Below are 15530 nucleotides of genomic sequence, written 5' to 3'. Positions count from 1 at the left end.
CGGGCACAGCACCACGCACTGCATGAGAGACTGGTCTAGACAACCGTTGATATGTGAAGGGCAGAACCATGGCTGAGCGCCGCGTAAACGTCGGTTGGGCCGAGGGCCTGCACGCCCGCCCCGCTTCCATCTTCGTCCGTGCCGCCACGGCTTCCGGCGTCCCCGTGACGATCGCCAAGTCCGACGGCAACCCGGTGAACGCCGCCTCCATGCTCGCCGTGCTCGGTCTGGGCGCGCAGGGCGGCGAGGAGATCGTGCTCGCGTCCGACGCGGACGACGCCGAGGCCGCTCTGGACCGGCTCGCGAAGCTGGTCGCCGAGGGCCTGGAAGAACTTCCCGAGACCGTCTGACCCACACGAACCGGCCCGGCCGGATTCGACAGGTGTGAGAGCCGTGAACCCTTTGAGGGATCACGGCTCTTTCGCTTTCCGGTAAGAGCCGTGCATCGATATTTCGGGCAGCACGGGTAATGCCCCGCAATTACTTCTCTTTGTATACGGCTCTTTTGTTAATGGCGGGCGCCCGCGATGTTTACGCCATGTTGCGAAGTGCTCACGCGGGGAACGGGCGCGGTGCGCCGCCCCGGCGGATCCGGGCGGCGCAGCCGGTGGGCCCCGGCGGCGCGTTCCGCGTGCTGGGCGGTCAGCGCCCGGGCCCGCTCCGCGTCGCCGCGCGCCACGGCGTCCACGATCGCGCCGCGCTCGGCCCAGGAGTCGACCGGGCGGGCCGGCTGCTCGACCGCGTACATCCAGGCGATCTTGTGGCGGAGCTGGGTGAGCAGCGCGATGAGTCCGGGGCTGCCGGACGCCTGGGCGAGGGTCTCGTGGAACCAGCCGCCCAGCGAGCGCAGATCCTCGCCCTCGCCCCGGCGGGCCCGTTCCTGGCCCAGCCTGACCAGGCCCCGGAGCACCTTCAGGTGGGCTTCCGTGCGGCGCTGCGCGGCGCGTGCCGCACCCAGTGGCTCCAGGAGCATCCGCATCTCCAGGAGGTCGGCGGCCTCCTGCACGGTGGGCTCGGCGACACAGGCTCCGGCGTGTCTGCGGGTGACCACGAAGCCCTCGGACTCCAGCGTGCGCAGGGCCTCGCGGACCGGTACGCGGGAGACCCCGTAACGGCGGGCCAGCAACTCCTCGGTGAGGCGGCTGCCGCGCTCGTAGACACCGGAGACGATGTCGTCACGGATTGCCGTGCATACCGAATGCGCGGGAATGCGCATGTCCGAACCTCCGCCTTGATCCCCGCGAAACGCGGCCGCCCGACGTCTGTTCCGTGACTCTATTGCAATCCGCCGGAATTTCCGATGGCAGGCCGGAATCCATGGATATCCTGGGGCCGGAATTGCCGAAGGCCCCGGCGGGTGCCGGGGCCTTCGGGCAAGGTCGCGCGGAGCGGGTCAGACGTTCAGACCGTGGGAGCGCAGGTAGCCGACGGGGTCCATGTCGGAGCCGTAGTCGGGGGTGGTGCGGGCCTCGAAGTGCAGGTGCGGGCCGGTGGAGTTGCCGGTGGAGCCGGAGAGGCCGATCTGCTGGCCGGAGGAGACGCTCTGGCCGACGGAGACGCCGATCGAGGAGAGGTGGCCGTACTGGGTGTACGTGCCGTCCGTCATCCGGAGCACGATGTTGTTGCCGTACGCGCCGCCCCAGCCGGCCTCGACGACCGTGCCGGCGCCGACGGCGACGACGGAACTGCCGGAGGCGGCCTGGAAGTCCACGCCGGAGTGGCTGCCGGAGGACCAGAGCGCGCCGCCGGTGTTGTAGCCGGTGGTGACGTGGGAGCCGGCGACCGGGAGGTGGAAGGCGTTCAGCCGGGCGCGCTCGGCGGCGCGGGCGGCACGGGCCTTCTCCTCGCGGACCTCCTTGGCGCGGGCCTCGGCCTTGCGCTGGGCCTCCGCCTTCGCCTTGGCCTTGGCGGCCTTCTCGCGGGCCTCCGCGGCGGCCTTGGCCTTCGCCTTCGCGATCGCGTCGGCCTGCTGCTTCTGGGCGTGGGCCTGCGCGTCGATCTGGTCGGCGAGGGTGGCGTCGAGGGCGACGGCCTGGGTGAGGCCGGTGTCGGCGACCTTGGCGGCCTCGGTGTCCGCGGCGAGGGCCGGGGAGGCCAGCGAGCCGAGGACGCCGGTGGTGGCCAGAGCCGCGATGCCGGCGGCCTGGGCGCTCCGGCGCGTGAGGCGGCTCGGGGCACGGTGCTTCCCGGTGGCACGGGTGAACGCCATGGAGGGGCTGATCCTTTCCTTCCTTCTCGCCTACCGGGTTAGCTGACGGGTTCGGAGCAGGAAGGTCTCCTACGGATCCCCACGCCGGTTTCGCGGCACGGGCCTCCGATTCACCCCAGGGACTGCGTGGGTCCCCGGCTCCCCAGGCTCGCGCCTGACGGGGACTCGGCGATGACTGCCCGGCGCCGCGGCTGCGGCATACGGGTGACGGACAGCCGAGCCGACGCTAGGCCGGGCGACTTCCCATCACCAAACGGACCAGGGGATTTGTCGCACATCCCACAGGGCAGACAGGCAACCTCTCCCCCAAAGGGGATGGAATGAACTAATCGGGCGAAACAGGAAGGACCCCGACGAACTGATGCCCGTCGGGGTCCTGCTCGCGGCGGTGTGCCACGGGTGCGTCAGCCGGTGACGACGGACACCTCTCCGATGCCGAGGGCCCTCACGGGCTCCTCGATCCGCGCGGCGTCCCCCACGAGGACCGTGACCAGCCGGTCGACCGGGAAGGCGCTGACCACGGCGGCGGTCGCCTCCACGGTGCCCGTCTCGGCGAGCCGGGCGTAGAGGTGGGCCTGGTAGTCGTCGGGCAGGTGCTGCTCGACCTGGTCGGCCAACGTGCTCGCGACGGAGGCGGCGGTCTCGAACTTCAGCGGGGCGACGCCCACCAGGTTCTGCACGGCCGTCTCACGCTCGGCGTCGGTCAGACCCTCGGCGGCCAGCGTCCGCAGGACCTTCCAGAGGTCGTCCAGCGCCGGGCCCGTGGACTCCGTGTCCACCGAGCCGCTGATCGCGAGCATGGCCGCGCCGCCCGAGTCGGGACCGCTGGAGCGCAGCACCTGGGCGAAGGCCCGCACCCCGTAGGTGTAGCCCTTCTCCTCGCGCAGCACCCGGTCCAGCCGGGAGGTGAGGGTGCCGCCCAGGCAGTACGTGCCGAGCACCTGGGCGGGCCACACGCGCTCGTGCCGGTCGGCGCCGATGCGGCCGATCAGCAGCTGGGTCTGGACCGCGCCGGGCCGGTCCACGATCACGACGCGGCCGGTGTCGTTCGCGGTGATGGGCGGCACCGGGCGGGTCCGGCCGGCGTCGCCCGACCAGTCGCCGAGGGTCTCCGCCAGCAGCGCGTCCAGGTCGATGCCGGTCAGGTCGCCGACGATCACGGCCGTCGCGGTGGACGGACGGACATGGGCGTCGAAGAAGGCGCGCACGGCCCTCTCGTCGATCCGCCGGACCGTCTCCTCGGTGCCCAGGCGCGGGCGGGACATCCGGGCGGTGGCCGGGAACAGCTCCTTGGAGAGCTGCTTGGCGGCGCGCCGGGACGGGTTGGCCTGCTCGTGCGGGATCTCGTCGAGCCGGTTGCCGACGAGGCGCTCGATCTCGCTCCCGTCGAAGGCCGGGGCCCGCAGCGCCTCGGCGACCAGACCGAGGGCCTTGGTCAGCCGGGAGGCCGGGACCTCAAGGGAGACCCGGACGCCGGGGTGGTCGGCGTGCGCGTCGAGCGTGGCGCCGCAGCGCTCCAGCTCGGCGGCGAACTCCTCGGCGCTGTGCTTGTCGGTGCCCTCGGAGAGCGCCCGCGACATGATCGTGGCCACACCGTCCAGGCCCTCGGGCTCGGCCTCCAACGGCGCGTCCAGGAAGATCTCCACCGCGACGACCTGCTGGCCGGGGCGGTGGCAGCGCAGCACGGTCAGCCCGTTGGGCAGGGCGCCGCGCTCGGGCGCCGGGAAGGCCCAGGGGCGGGCCGTGCCGGGCGTGGGCTGCGGGTGGTACTCCATGGCTACTCCAGTCACGGCGGCGTCGCTCACTTGTCCGCCCCCTCGTGCGCGTCGGTGCCCTCTTCGCCCTCGGCGGCCTCGTCGGCCGGCTCGATGGGCTCGTAGACCAGCACCGCCCGGTTGTCGGGGCGCAGGGCCGCCTCGGCCGCCGCGCGCACCTCCTCCGCGGTGACGTCCAGGACGCGGCCCACGGCGCTCAGGGCGAGCTGCGGGTCGCCGAACAGGACCGCGTAGCGGCACAGTTCGTCGGCGCGGCCGGCGACCGTGCCGAGCCGGTCCAGCCACTCGCGCTCCAACTGCGCCTGCGCCCGCTCCATTTCCTCGGGGGTGGGCCCCTCGGAGGCGAACCGGGCGAGCTCCTCGTCGACCGCGGCCTCGATCGTCTCCACCTCGACGCCGCCGGACGTCTTCACGTCCAGCCAGCCCAGCGAGGGTGCGCCGGCGAGCCGCAGCAGCCCGAAACCGGCCGCCACCGCCGTACGGTCGCGGCGGACCAGGCGGTTGTGCAGGCGGGAGGACTCGCCGCCGCCCAGCACGGTGAGCGCCAGGTCGGCGGCGTCACAGGCGCGGGTGCCGTCGTGGGGGAGGCGGTAGGCGGCCATCAGCGCGCGCGCCGGGACCTCCTCGTGCACCACTTCGCGCAGCTGCTCGCCGATGGTCCCGGGCAGCGTCCCGTCACGCGGCGGCTGCTTGCCGTCGTGGGAGGGGATGGAACCGAAGTACTTCTCGATCCAGGCGAGCGTCTGCTCGGGGTCGATGTCGCCGACCACCGAGATCACCGCGTTGTTGGGCGCGTAGTACGTACGGAAGAACGCGCGGGCGTCCTCCAGCGTGGCCGCGTCCAGGTCGGCCATGGAGCCGATCGGGGTGTGGTGGTAGGGGTGGCCCTCGGGGTAGGAGAGGGCGGTCAGCTTCTCGAACGCGGTGCCGTAGGGCACGTTGTCGTAACGCTGGCGGCGTTCGTTCTTGACGACGTCGCGCTGGTTCTCCATGGACTCCTCGTCGAGCGCGGCGAGGAGGGATCCCATCCGGTCGGCTTCGAGCCAGAGAGCCAGCTCCACCTGGTGGGTGGGCATGGTCTCGAAGTAGTTGGTCCGCTCGAAGCTGGTCGTCCCGTTGAGCGAGCCGCCGGCCCCCTGGACGAGCTCGAAGTGACCGTTCCCCTTGACCTGGCCCGAGCCCTGGAACATCAGGTGCTCGAAGAGGTGAGCCAGACCGGTGCGTCCCTTGACCTCGTGGCGCGAGCCGACGTCGTACCAGAGGCAGACCGCGGCGACCGGGGTCAGATGGTCCTCGGAGAGCACCACACGCAGGCCGTTGGCCAGGCGGTGCTCGGTCGCTGTCAAGCCGCCGGAGCCGGCCTGTGCGGTGGCCGTGTGACCCATGGGCATGTACGTCCCTTCGATCGCGATACTGGACTTCCTGCCAGACCTGCCACTCTAAGCAAGCGCACCGGCACCTGGCGAAGTTCCCGTTCCTCGGATGTTTCCGTCGATGGTGTCGCGGACGCTGTCCGGGCGGGCCCCCTCGGCCCGCTTCGGACGGGTCGAGGTCGGCGTTGTCAGTCCGGCGGTCCACAATGGACCGCGTCAGTAGCTCGTGTTGTACCGAACAAGCTCAGGTTGTCCGAACAGAATCTGTGAAGGAGTCGCAGCCGCGATGGCCCGCCGTAGCACGAAGACCCCGCCGCCGCCGGACGACTTCGAGGAGAAGATCCTCGACATCGACGTCGTCGACGAAATGCAGGGCTCCTTCCTCGAGTACGCGTACTCGGTGATCTACTCCAGGGCCCTGCCCGACGCCCGCGACGGCATGAAGCCGGTGCACCGCCGCATCGTGTCCCAGATGAACGAGATGGGGCTGCGCCCCGACCGCGGCTATGTGAAGTGCGCCCGCGTCGTCGGCGAGGTGATGGGCAAGCTGCACCCGCACGGCGACGCCTCGATCTACGACGCCCTGGTGCGCATGGCGCAGCCGTTCTCGATGCGCCTTCCCCTGGTCGACGGCCACGGCAACTTCGGTTCCCTGGGCAACGACGACCCGCCGGCCGCCATGCGGTACACCGAGTGCCGGATGGCCGACGCCACGTCGCTGATGACCGAGGCGATCGACGAGGACACCGTCGATTTCCAGTCGAACTACGACGGCCAGGAGCGCGAGCCGGTCGTCCTCCCCGCCGCGTACCCCAACCTCCTGGTCAACGGGGTCTCCGGGATCGCCGTGGGCATGGCCACCAACATGCCTCCGCACAACCTGGGCGAGGTCATCGCCGCCGCCCGGCACCTGATCAAGCACCCGGGCGCCGACGTCGAGACGCTGATGCGCTTCGTCCCGGGCCCCGACCTGCCCACCGGCGGCCGCATCGTCGGGCTGGGCGGCATCAAGGACGCGTACACGGCGGGCCGCGGCACGTTCAAGATCCGCGCCACCGTCGCCGTGGAGAACGTGACGGCACGCCGCAAGGGCCTCGTCGTCACCGAACTGCCCTTCACCGTCGGCCCGGAGAAGGTGATCGCCAAGATCAAGGACCTGGTCTCGGCGAAGAAGCTCCAGGGCATCGCCGACGTCAAGGACCTCACCGACCGGGCGCACGGACTGCGTCTGGTCATCGAGGTGAAGAACGGCTTCGTGCCGGAAGCGGTGCTGGAGCAGCTCTACAAGCTGACGCCGATGGAGGAGTCCTTCGGCATCAACAACGTGGCGCTGGTCGACGGCCAGCCGCTCACCCTGGGCCTCAAGGAGCTGCTGGAGGTCTATCTGGACCACCGCTTCGAGGTGGTGCGCCGGCGCAGCGAGTTCCGCCGCACCAAGCGCCGCGACCGGCTGCACCTGGTCGAGGGCCTGATCGTCGCCCTGCTCGACATCGACGAGGTCATCCGGATCATCCGGGACAGCGACAACTCCTCGCAGGCGAAGGAGCGCCTGATGGCGCACTTCTCGCTGAGCGAGATCCAGACGCAGTACATCCTGGACACCCCGCTGCGCCGGCTCACCCGTTTCGACCGGATCGAGCTGGAGAGCGAGCGGGACAGGCTCACCGGCGAGATCGACGCGCTGACCGCGATCCTGGAGTCGGACGCCGAGCTGCGCAAGCTGGTCTCCTCGGAGCTGGCCGCCGTGGCGAAGAAGTTCGGCACGGACCGGCGCACGGTGCTGCTGGAGTCGGCCGGTGCGCAGATCGCGTCCGTACCGCTGGAGGTGGCGGACGACCCGTGCCGGGTGCTGCTCTCCTCGACGGGCCTGCTGGCCCGCACGGCGAACGCGGAGCCGGTCGAGATCTCCGAGGACGCCCGCCGGACCAAGCACGACGTGATCGTGTCGGCGGTGGCGGCGACGGCGCGCGGCGACGTCGGGGCGGTGACCTCCACGGGCCGGATGCTGCGGCTCTCGGTGATCGATCTGCCGCAGCTGCCGGACACGCACGCGGAGCCGAATCTCTCGGGCGGGGCACAGATCTCCGAGTTCCTCAGCCTGGAGGCGGACGAGGAGCTGATCTGCCTGACCACCCTGGAGGAGTCCTCGCCGGGCCTCGCGATCGGCACCCTTCAGGGCGTGGTGAAGCGCGTCGTGCCGGACTACCCGGCCAACAAGGACGAGTTGGAGGTCATCTCCCTCAAGGACGGTGACCGCATCGTGGGCGCGACCGAACTGCGCACGGGCGAGGAGGACCTGGTGTTCATCACCTCCGACGCCCAGTTGCTCCGCTACCCGGCGGCCCAGGTGCGCCCGCAGGGCAGGCCCGCCGGCGGGATGGCGGGCGTCAAGCTGACGGCCGGGGCCGAGGTGCTGTCGTTCACCGCGGTGGACCCGGCGGCCGAGGCGATCGTGTTCACGGTGGCCGGCTCGCACGGCACGCTGGACGACTCGGTGCTGACGTCCAAGCTCACCCCGTTCGACCAGTATCCGCGCAAGGGCCGGGCGACCGGCGGAGTGCGCTGCCAGCGGTTCCTGAAGGGCGAGGACGTCCTGGTCTTCGCCTGGGCGGGCCCCACCCCGGCACGGGCCGCGCAGAAGAACGGCACCCCGGCGAAGCTGCCGGAGCCGGACCCGAGGCGGGACGGCTCGGGCACGCCGCTGCTGGAGACGGTGGCCGTGATCGCGGGACCGCCGCTGTAGGCGGGGCTCCTTCCCCGGGACACCTTCCCGGGGGCTCCTTCCCGGGGGTTCCTCCCGTACGACGGGGAGCGGCCGGGGGCGTTATGCCTCCGCGGCCGCTTCCCGCGGGTCGGCCGTCCCGTGTGCGTCGAAGACTTCCGGTTCGGGGGCCTGCTCCTGTACGTAGCGGAGCACGCCCCACATGGCACGCTCGACTTCGGCGGCGTCCGCACGCCCGGGCTCGTCCGCCCGCTCGGCCCCGTCCGCGCGGCAGGCGGCGAGTCCGGCCGACAGCGCCGCGGCGTCGATGCCCGCGCCGATCATGACGAGCTGGGTGAGCCGCTGTTCGCCGCGCGCCCACGGGCGGGGGACGAAGCGCAGGAAACGGCCCACCGCGTGCAGCGCGTAGGTGTGGTCCCGGTCCCCCTCGCCGAAGTCCGCGAACCCCTTGATCCGGTAGAGCCCGTCGGGCCGGGAGTCGAGGAACTCCATGAAGCGGCGCGGGTCCATGGGGATGTCCGAGGTGAAGTCGACGCTCTCGTACGAGGCGTGGAGATGGTCGTCGTGCCCGTCGGGCGCCTCCTCCCGCAGCAGGTCCTCGAAGGTGAGCTGGCGGACCTTGTCCTCGTGGTCCGGCCGCAGGGCCGGGTCGAAGAGGAGCTCGGGGTCGATCCGGCCGTGCACGGCGGAGATCACGGCGGCGGGGCCGCTCAGCTCCGCGACGGCCGCTCGCAGCCGCTCCCGCTCGGCCTCCCCCACCCGGTCGGTCTTGTTCAGGACGACGAGGTCGGCGACGGCGAGATGGCGGTCGATCTCGGGGTGCCGCTGACGTGTGCGGTCGAACTCCGCCGCGTCGACGACCTCGACGAGGCCCCCGTACAGGATGTGCGGGTTGTCGCTGGCCAGCAGCATGCGGACGAGTTCCTGGGGTTCGGCCAGCCCGCTCGCCTCGATGACGATCACGTCCAGTCGGGCGGACGGCCGGGTCAGGGTCTCCAGGAAGGTGTCGAGTTCGCTCGCGTCGACGGCGCAGCACAGGCAGCCGTTGCCCAGCGAGACCGTCGAGCCGACCTGTCCCGAGACGGTCATGGCGTCGATCTCGATGGCCCCGAAGTCGTTGACGATCACGCCGATCCTGGTGCCCGCGCGGTTGCGGAGCAGATGGTTCAGGAGCGTGGTCTTGCCGGAGCCGAGGAAGCCCGCCAGGACGACGACCGGGATCTGCGGGGTGCGGGGCGGGGTCAACGGGGGCCTTCCTGGGGGCGTCGTCAGGGTGCCGGGACCGGCTGCGGCGGGGGTGCGCCGACGTAGCGGGCCGCCGGGCGGATGATCTTCGAGTCCTCCGCCTGCTCCAGGATATTGGCGCTCCAGCCGATCACCCGTGCCGCGGAGAAGGTGGGGGTGAACATCGCGCGCGGCAGCCCGCACAGTTCCATGACCACTCCGGCGTAGAACTCCACGTTGGTGTGCAGTTCCCGGCCCGGCTTGAGCTCGGCGAGGATGGCCTCGACCTGGCGTTCCACCTCCACGGCGAAGTCCACGAGCGGTCCGCCGAAGCCCTGTGCGAGGGACTTGAGCATCCGGGAGCGCGGGTCCTCGGTGCGGTAGACCGGGTGGCCGAAGCCCATGATGCGGCGGCCCGAGAGGACCTGTTCGCGGATCCAGCCGTCGATGCGGTCCGGGGTGCCGATGGCGTCCAGGGTGTCCAGGGCCCGGCTGGGGGCTCCGCCGTGCAGCGGTCCGGAGAGCGCGCCGACCGCCGCGACCAGGCAGGCGGCCAGGTCGGCTCCGGTGGATGCGACGACCCGGGCGGTGAAGGTGGAGGCGTTGAAGCCGTGGTCGACGGTCGAGATGAGGTACTGCTCGACGGCCCTGGCGTGCTCGGGCTCCGGCTCCGACCCGGTCAGCATGTACAGGTAGTTCGCGGCGTGCGGCAGGTCCTCGCGGGGTTCGACCGGCGAGAGCCCCTGGCCCAGCCGGTGGAGGGCGGTGAGGATCGTGGGGACGGCCGCGCAGGCGGCGAGCGCGTCCTCCCGCCGCTGCTCGGCCCCGATGTCGTACACGGGGCGGAATCCGGCCGAGGCGCCGAGCAGGGACAGAGCCGTGCGCAGTCCGGCGAGAGGCCCGGAGACGGCGCCGGCGCGGGCGATGGCGGGGAGCGCCTCGCGCACCTCGGCGGGCAGGGTGCGCAGTGCGGCCGTGCGGGCGGCGAAGTCGGCGGCGGCCGCCCGGTCCGGCAGTTCCCCGTGGACCATCAGGTACCAGACGTCCTCGAAGCCGCGGGTCTGTGCGAGCTCGATCGCCGAGTACTGGCGGTAGTGGTAGAAGCCCTCGCGACCGCGCACGTCGCCCAGGGCGGTGTCGGTGACGACGACGCCGGCGAGACCGCGGGGGACGGCAGGGGGGGTGGTCATGGCTGTTCTCTTTTCGACGACGGAACATTGATTCGACTGTCTATGCTTGACTCGATTCCTGTCAACATTGATTGAATCAATATATGGAGCGGGATCCTTGGGCTCCCTCATGGATTCAGGATGGATACGGTGGTCGGCATGACGGATCAATCAGCGCCCGACGAGCGGGGGGCGCCCCGGCTCACCACCCGGGAGGCCGCCGAGCTGCTGGGCGTGAAGCCGGAGACGGTGTACGCCTACGTCAGCCGCGGCCAGCTGAGCAGCGTGCGGGCCCCCGGGGGCCGGGGCAGCACGTTCGACGCCGACGAGGTCCGGGCGCTGGCCCGGCGCTCGGGACGCCGGGACGCCTCCCCGGCCGGGAGCGACCTGGCGTTCCGCACCGGCATCACGCTCATCGAGGACGACCGCTGCTTCTTCCGAGGGGTCGACGCGACGGAGCTGGCCCGGCGCTACAGCTACGAGGAGGTCGCCGAGTGGCTGTGGACGGGCGAACTGCGTCCCGGCGCCCGGTTCACCGCGGCCGCCGGAACCCTCGCGGCGGCCCGCCGGACGGTCGGCGCACTGCCCGCGCACAGCGGGTCCACGGACCGGCTGCGGGTGGCGGTGACCGCTGCGGCGGCCACGGATCCGCTGCGGTTCGACCTGTCGCCCGAGGCGGTGCTGAGCAGCGCCCGGAGCCTGATCCCGACCCTCGTGGGCGCTCTGCCGACGCTCGGCGACCCGGAGGACGGCGGCGGCTCCCTGGCGCGGGAGCTGTGGTCACGGCTCACCGCCGAGCCGGCCGACGCCCCCTCCCTCGCCGTGCTGAACGCGGCCCTGGCCCTCCTGATCGACCACGACCTGGCCGCCTCCACCCTGGCCGCCCGGGTCGCCGCCTCCGCGCGGGCCCACCCGTACGCCGTGGTCTCGGCGGGCCTCGGCGTACTGGAGGGGCCGCTGCACGGCGCGGCGAGCGGGCTGGCGCACCGGATGCTCCGGGAGGCGGTGGACCGGGGCAGTGCGGTCCCCGTGGTCGCCGATCATCTGCGGACCGGGCGGCGGGTGCCGGGCCTGGGCCACCGGCTGTACCGGGGCGAGGACCCCCGGGCGACGGCCCTGTTCGCGCTGCTGGAGGACGTACCGCAGGCCGGCGGGGCGCTGGCGGCGGCCCGCGAGGTGGTCGGCACGACGGCACGGCACGCTCCGCTGCACGCCAACATCGACCTGGCCCTGGCCGTCCTGTCCGTCTCCCGGGGGATGCCGGCGGACGCGGGCGAGACCGTGTTCGCGGTGTCCCGCACCGCGGGCTGGATCGCCCACGCGCTGGAGGAGTACGGGGAGCGCCCGCTCCGCATCCGCCCCAGCGGGCAGTACACGGGCCCCCGGCCGCCGCAGCCACTGCCCGCCCCCTAGAGCCATCAGGTCCGGACCAGAGGCTCGGGCAGCGCAAATTAGCTACGGATCACAGGGAATTCTCGCGCGGCGGCTGCGCGGTGGACCCGCGCACCACCAGCTCCGGCTCGAAGAGCAGCTCGTCCGAGGGCACGGTCCGCCCGCCGATCTGCACCGAGAGCAGCTCCACGGCCGCGCGCCCCATGGCCTCGATGGGCTGGCGGACAGTGGTCAGGGGCGGCTCGGTGCAGTTCATGAAGGCCGAGTCGTCGTAGCCGACGACCGACACGTCGCCGGGCACCGAGAGACCGCGCCGACGGGCGGCGCGCACGGCGCCCAGCGCGAGCGGGTCGCTCGCGCAGATGATGCCGGTGACGCCCCGGTCCAGCAGTCGCATCGCGGCGGCCTGCCCGCCCTCCAGGGAGAACATCGCGCGGGCCACCCACTCGTCGGGCACGGTCGTGCCCGCTTCCTCGGCGAGCACCCGGGCGGCTGCGAGCTTGCGCTGCGAGGGCACGTGGTCGGAGGGACCGAGGACGAGTCCGATGCGCTCGTGACCGAGCGAGACGAGATGCCGCCAGGCCTGCTCGACGGCGACGGAGTCGTCGCAGGAGACGCCCGGGAAGCCGAGGTGGGCGATGGCCGCGTTGATCAGCACGACCGGGATCTTGCGGTCGGCGAGCACCTTGTAGTGGTCGTGCGGGGCGTCGGCCTGGTGGTAGAGGCCGCCCGCGAAGACCACGCCGGAAACCTGCTGCTGGAGAAGCAGCTCGACGTAGTCGGCCTCGGAGACGCCGCCCTTGGTCTGGGTGCAGAGCACCGGGGTCAGCCCCTGCTGAGCGAGGGCGCCGCCGACCACTTCGGCGAACGCCGGGAAGATCGGGTTCTGCAGCTCGGGCAGGACCAGCCCGACCAGCCGGGCCCGTTCGCCGCGCAGCTGGGTCGGGCGCTCGTACCCGAGGACGTCCAGCGCGGAGAGAACAGCCTGCCTGGTGGCGTCGGAGACGCCCGGCTTGCCGTTCAGCACCCGGCTGACCGTCGCCTCGCTGACTCCCACTTTCTGGGCCACTTGAGCAAGTCGTCGCGTCATGTGCGCAAGATTAGCGCAAGAAAAGCAAGCAGATTGCGTTGATGGCGAACTCCTCCGGAACGCTCACAGACACAGCGCCGCGAAGCAAGAGGTGCGTACGGCGGAGGCCCGGACGGACGCCGGAACGCGGCAGAATTTCCACCCCGGCCGCCCGGCGCTTACCGTCTCTACGATGAACGCCCCACCGACCCCCGGCAGGGGACCGCGCCGGTTCGGCTGGCCCCAGCGGGTCTTCTCCCAGGTCCTGCTGATGCAGCTGACCATCATCACCGGCGTGACGATCCTGGTCACCGGCCTGTTCCTGGCCCCCCTCAGCGACCAGCTGGACGACCAGGCGATGCGCCGCGCCCTCGCCATCGCCCAGAGCACCGCCGCCCAGCCGGGGATCGTGAAGGACCTGACCAGCACGGACCCGTCGGACCGGGGCCCCGTCCAGTCGGCCGCCGAGCGGGTCAGGCGGGCGACCGGAGCGGAGTACGTCGTCGTCATGAACCAGCGCGGGGTGCGCTGGTCGCACCCCGACACCCACCGGATCGGCGCGATCGTCTCCACCGACCCCGGCGAGGCGTTGCGCGGCCGCGAGGTGATGGAGATCGACAGCGGCACCCTCGGCCGCTCCGCGCGGGGCAAGGTGCCGTTGTTCGGCCCGTCCGGCGACGTGGTCGGCGCGGTGTCGGTGGGCATCGCCTACGACAGCGTCCGCGCCCGCCTCCTCGGGGCGATCCCGGGGCTGCTCGCGTACGCGGGCGGAGCCCTGGCGGTCGGGGCGCTCGCCGCGTACCTGATCTCCCGCCGTCTGCAGCGACAGACCCATGACCTGGCGTTCTCCGACATCTCCGCGCTCCTGACGGAACGCGAGGCCATGCTGCACGGCATCCGCGAAGGGGTCGTCGCCCTGGACAGGGCCGGCCGCGTCCGGCTGCTGAACGACGAGGCGCAACGGCTGCTGGGCGTGGGCCCGGAGGCGGCCGGCCGGACGCTGGAGGAGGTGCTGGGCGACGGCAGGACCGCGGACGTGCTGGCCGGGCGGGTGGTGGGCGACGACCTGCTGGCGGTACGCGGCAGCCGGGTGCTGCTGGCCAACCGCATGCCCACGGACGACGGCGGGGCCGTGGTGACCCTGCGCGACCGGACCGAGCTGGAGCACCTGGGCCGCGAGCTCGACTCCACCACGGGGCTGATCGACGCCCTGCGCGCCCAGGACCACGAGCACGCGAACCGGCTGCACACCCTGCTGGGACTGCTGGAGCTGGAGATGCACGAGGACGCGATGGAGTTCGTCACCGAGGTGGTGGGCGTGCACCGGGCGACGGCCGAGCAGGTCACCGAGAAGGTCCAGGACCCGCTGCTGGCCGCCCTCCTGGTGGGCAAGGCGACGGTCGCCGCCGAGCGCGGCGTATCGCTGCGGCTGGCCCCCGGCACCCTGCTGCCGGACCGGGTGGTCGATCCCCGGGGCCTGGTCACCGTCATGGGCAACCTCGTCGACAACGCCACGGACGCGGCGGCCGGATCGGACGGGGCGCGGATCGAGGTCGGGCTGTGCACGGAGGGACGTACGGTGATCCTGGAGGTGCGCGACAGCGGCCCCGGCGTCCCCCCGGAGCAGCACGCGTCGATCTTCACGGAGGGCTGGTCCACCAAGGACGTCCCGGCTCACGGCAAGCGCGGCCTCGGGCTCGCCCTCGTACGGAGGCTCGCGGAGCGTCAGGGAGGCAGTGTGACGGTGTCCGGGGCGGACGGAGGCGGCGCGGTGTTCACGGTCGTCCTGCCGGAGGCGCTGACCGAGCCCGCGCCGCGCCCCTTTGCCGAGCCCGCCGGCTTCCCCGGCGGTCCGCCGCCCTCCACGCATCCGGCCACGACGGGAGAACAGCCGTGATCCAGGTCCTGATCGTGGACGACGACGTCCGGGTGGCGCAGATCAACGCGGCGTACGTCGCCAAGGTCCCCGGCTTCCGGGTGGCCGCGCAGGCCCACTCGGCCGCCGCGGCGCTGGAGACGGTCGAGAAGGTCCCGGTGGACCTGATCCTGCTGGACCACTACCTGCCCGACCGCAACGGCCTCGCCGTCGTACGGGAACTGCGCCGCCTCGGCCGTCAGGTCGACGTGATCATGGTGACGGCCGCCCGGGACGTCGCGACCGTGCAGGACGCGATGCGGCACGGCGCGCTCCAGTACCTGGTGAAGCCGTTCACGTACGCGGGGCTGCGCTCGAAGCTGGAGGCGTACGCGGCCCTGCGGCAGGCTCTCGACGGGGGCGGGGAGGCCGAGCAGGCGCAGGTGGACCGGCTCTTCGGCGCACTGTGGGCGGCGGACGAACCGGCTCTCCCCAAGGGCCACTCCCCCACCACCGCCGAGCTCGTACGAGGGGCCCTGCGCGGCGCCGACGGCCCGCTCTCCGCCCAGGAGATCGCGGACAGCGCGGGGATGAGCCGCCAGACGGCCCAGCGCTATCTGAAGCTGCTGGAACGCACCGGCAAGGTCCGGCTGACGCTGCGCTACGGGGAGACGGGCCGCCCGGAACACCGGTACGCCTGGGCGGCCGGCTGAGCCGCCCACGGGCGCGTACGGCGTTGCGC

At 72.2% G+C, this 15530-nt stretch carries 12 protein-coding genes and 1 riboswitch; of the genes, 5 read left to right on the top strand and 7 right to left on the bottom strand.

The features are described from left to right. Window positions 1-68: 68 nt before the first annotated feature. Complete coding sequence (locus IE272_RS34495) at window positions 69-350, top strand: HPr family phosphocarrier protein (RefSeq protein ID WP_018957072.1); 282 nt, start codon at window positions 69-71, stop codon at window positions 348-350. 158 nt (window positions 351-508) lie between these two features. On the opposite strand, the gene IE272_RS34490 is transcribed toward IE272_RS34495, so the two are convergent. From IE272_RS34490 to IE272_RS34475, 4 genes are all read right to left on the bottom strand, one after another. Next, the gene (locus IE272_RS34490; protein ID WP_057666255.1) at window positions 509-1216 is read right to left on the bottom strand and encodes a GntR family transcriptional regulator; all 708 of its coding nucleotides are present in this window, start codon (window positions 1214-1216) and stop codon (window positions 509-511) included. 177 nt (window positions 1217-1393) lie between these two features. Next, window positions 1394-2209 (bottom strand): M23 family metallopeptidase, encoded by an 816-nt coding sequence (locus IE272_RS34485; RefSeq protein ID WP_050360258.1) that lies wholly within the window; start codon window positions 2207-2209, stop codon window positions 1394-1396. A gap of 13 nt (window positions 2210-2222) precedes the next feature. Further along, a riboswitch (cyclic di-AMP (ydaO/yuaA leader) is annotated at window positions 2223-2390 on the bottom strand. A gap of 223 nt (window positions 2391-2613) precedes the next feature. Beyond that, window positions 2614-3984: a M16 family metallopeptidase gene (locus IE272_RS34480; protein WP_050360259.1), complete on the bottom strand. Its 1371-nt coding sequence runs from the start codon at window positions 3982-3984 to the stop codon at window positions 2614-2616. Between the two features lie 26 nt (window positions 3985-4010). Beyond that, complete coding sequence (locus IE272_RS34475) at window positions 4011-5375, bottom strand: M16 family metallopeptidase (RefSeq protein WP_050360260.1); 1365 nt, start codon at window positions 5373-5375, stop codon at window positions 4011-4013. Window positions 5376-5643: 268 nt separating this feature from the next. Between IE272_RS34475 and IE272_RS34470 the strand changes: the two genes are divergently transcribed. After that, on the top strand, window positions 5644-8100 hold the full coding sequence (locus IE272_RS34470) for a DNA gyrase/topoisomerase IV subunit A (RefSeq protein ID WP_050360261.1): 2457 nt from the start codon (window positions 5644-5646) through the stop codon (window positions 8098-8100). Between the two features lie 81 nt (window positions 8101-8181). Here the strand turns inward: IE272_RS34470 and IE272_RS34465 are convergent, their stop codons facing one another. Together IE272_RS34465 and IE272_RS34460 are read right to left on the bottom strand one after the other, a co-directional pair. Beyond that, window positions 8182-9324 carry a CobW family GTP-binding protein gene (locus IE272_RS34465; RefSeq protein WP_190009590.1) on the bottom strand — a complete coding sequence of 381 codons (1143 nt, stop codon included), beginning with the start codon at window positions 9322-9324 and terminating at the stop codon, window positions 8182-8184. Window positions 9325-9347: 23 nt separating this feature from the next. Beyond that, complete coding sequence (locus IE272_RS34460) at window positions 9348-10493, bottom strand: citrate synthase/methylcitrate synthase (protein ID WP_190009588.1); 1146 nt, start codon at window positions 10491-10493, stop codon at window positions 9348-9350. A gap of 138 nt (window positions 10494-10631) precedes the next feature. Between IE272_RS34460 and IE272_RS34455 the strand changes: the two genes are divergently transcribed. Continuing rightward, window positions 10632-11885 (top strand): citrate synthase, encoded by a 1254-nt coding sequence (locus IE272_RS34455; protein WP_190009587.1) that lies wholly within the window; start codon window positions 10632-10634, stop codon window positions 11883-11885. A 49-nt stretch (window positions 11886-11934) separates the two neighbouring features. Here the strand turns inward: IE272_RS34455 and IE272_RS34450 are convergent, their stop codons facing one another. Then, complete coding sequence (locus tag IE272_RS34450; RefSeq protein ID WP_050360264.1) at window positions 11935-12954, bottom strand: LacI family DNA-binding transcriptional regulator; 1020 nt, start codon at window positions 12952-12954, stop codon at window positions 11935-11937. Between the two features lie 172 nt (window positions 12955-13126). Here IE272_RS34450 and IE272_RS34445 point away from each other — a divergent pair, with 172 nt between their 5' ends. Continuing rightward, the gene (locus tag IE272_RS34445) at window positions 13127-14830 is read left to right on the top strand and encodes an ATP-binding protein (protein WP_190009585.1); all 1704 of its coding nucleotides are present in this window, start codon (window positions 13127-13129) and stop codon (window positions 14828-14830) included. After that, window positions 14827-15501 (top strand): response regulator, encoded by a 675-nt coding sequence (locus tag IE272_RS34440; protein WP_007449797.1) that lies wholly within the window; start codon window positions 14827-14829, stop codon window positions 15499-15501. Before IE272_RS34445 ends, IE272_RS34440 begins: the two co-directional genes overlap by 4 nt. Window positions 15502-15530: the final 29 nt, after the last annotated feature.

This window comes from Streptomyces anulatus (genome assembly GCF_014650675.1).
Taxonomy (GTDB): Bacteria; Actinomycetota; Actinomycetes; order Streptomycetales; family Streptomycetaceae; genus Streptomyces; species Streptomyces anulatus.
Note: the sequence above shows the minus strand (reverse complement) of the source record. Positions and strands in the feature narration are given on the sequence as shown.

Bases quoted from the DNA above. Each gene is read 5' to 3' on its own strand.
- IE272_RS34455 (WP_190009587.1), top strand. From the start codon at position 10,632: ATGACGGATCAATCAGCGCCCGACGAGCGGGGGGCGCCCCGGCTCACC.
- IE272_RS34475 (WP_050360260.1), bottom strand. From the start codon at position 5,375: ATGCCCATGGGTCACACGGCCACCGCACAGGCCGGCTCCGGCGGCTTG.
- IE272_RS34490 (WP_057666255.1), bottom strand. From the start codon at position 1,216: ATGCGCATTCCCGCGCATTCGGTATGCACGGCAATCCGTGACGACATC.
- IE272_RS34450 (WP_050360264.1), bottom strand. From the start codon at position 12,954: ATGACGCGACGACTTGCTCAAGTGGCCCAGAAAGTGGGAGTCAGCGAG.
- IE272_RS34460 (WP_190009588.1), bottom strand. From the start codon at position 10,493: ATGACCACCCCCCCTGCCGTCCCCCGCGGTCTCGCCGGCGTCGTCGTC.
- IE272_RS34470 (WP_050360261.1), top strand. From the start codon at position 5,644: ATGGCCCGCCGTAGCACGAAGACCCCGCCGCCGCCGGACGACTTCGAG.
- IE272_RS34480 (WP_050360259.1), bottom strand. From the start codon at position 3,984: ATGGAGTACCACCCGCAGCCCACGCCCGGCACGGCCCGCCCCTGGGCC.
- IE272_RS34445 (WP_190009585.1), top strand. From the start codon at position 13,127: ATGAACGCCCCACCGACCCCCGGCAGGGGACCGCGCCGGTTCGGCTGG.
- IE272_RS34495 (WP_018957072.1), top strand. From the start codon at position 69: ATGGCTGAGCGCCGCGTAAACGTCGGTTGGGCCGAGGGCCTGCACGCC.
- IE272_RS34485 (WP_050360258.1), bottom strand. From the start codon at position 2,209: ATGGCGTTCACCCGTGCCACCGGGAAGCACCGTGCCCCGAGCCGCCTC.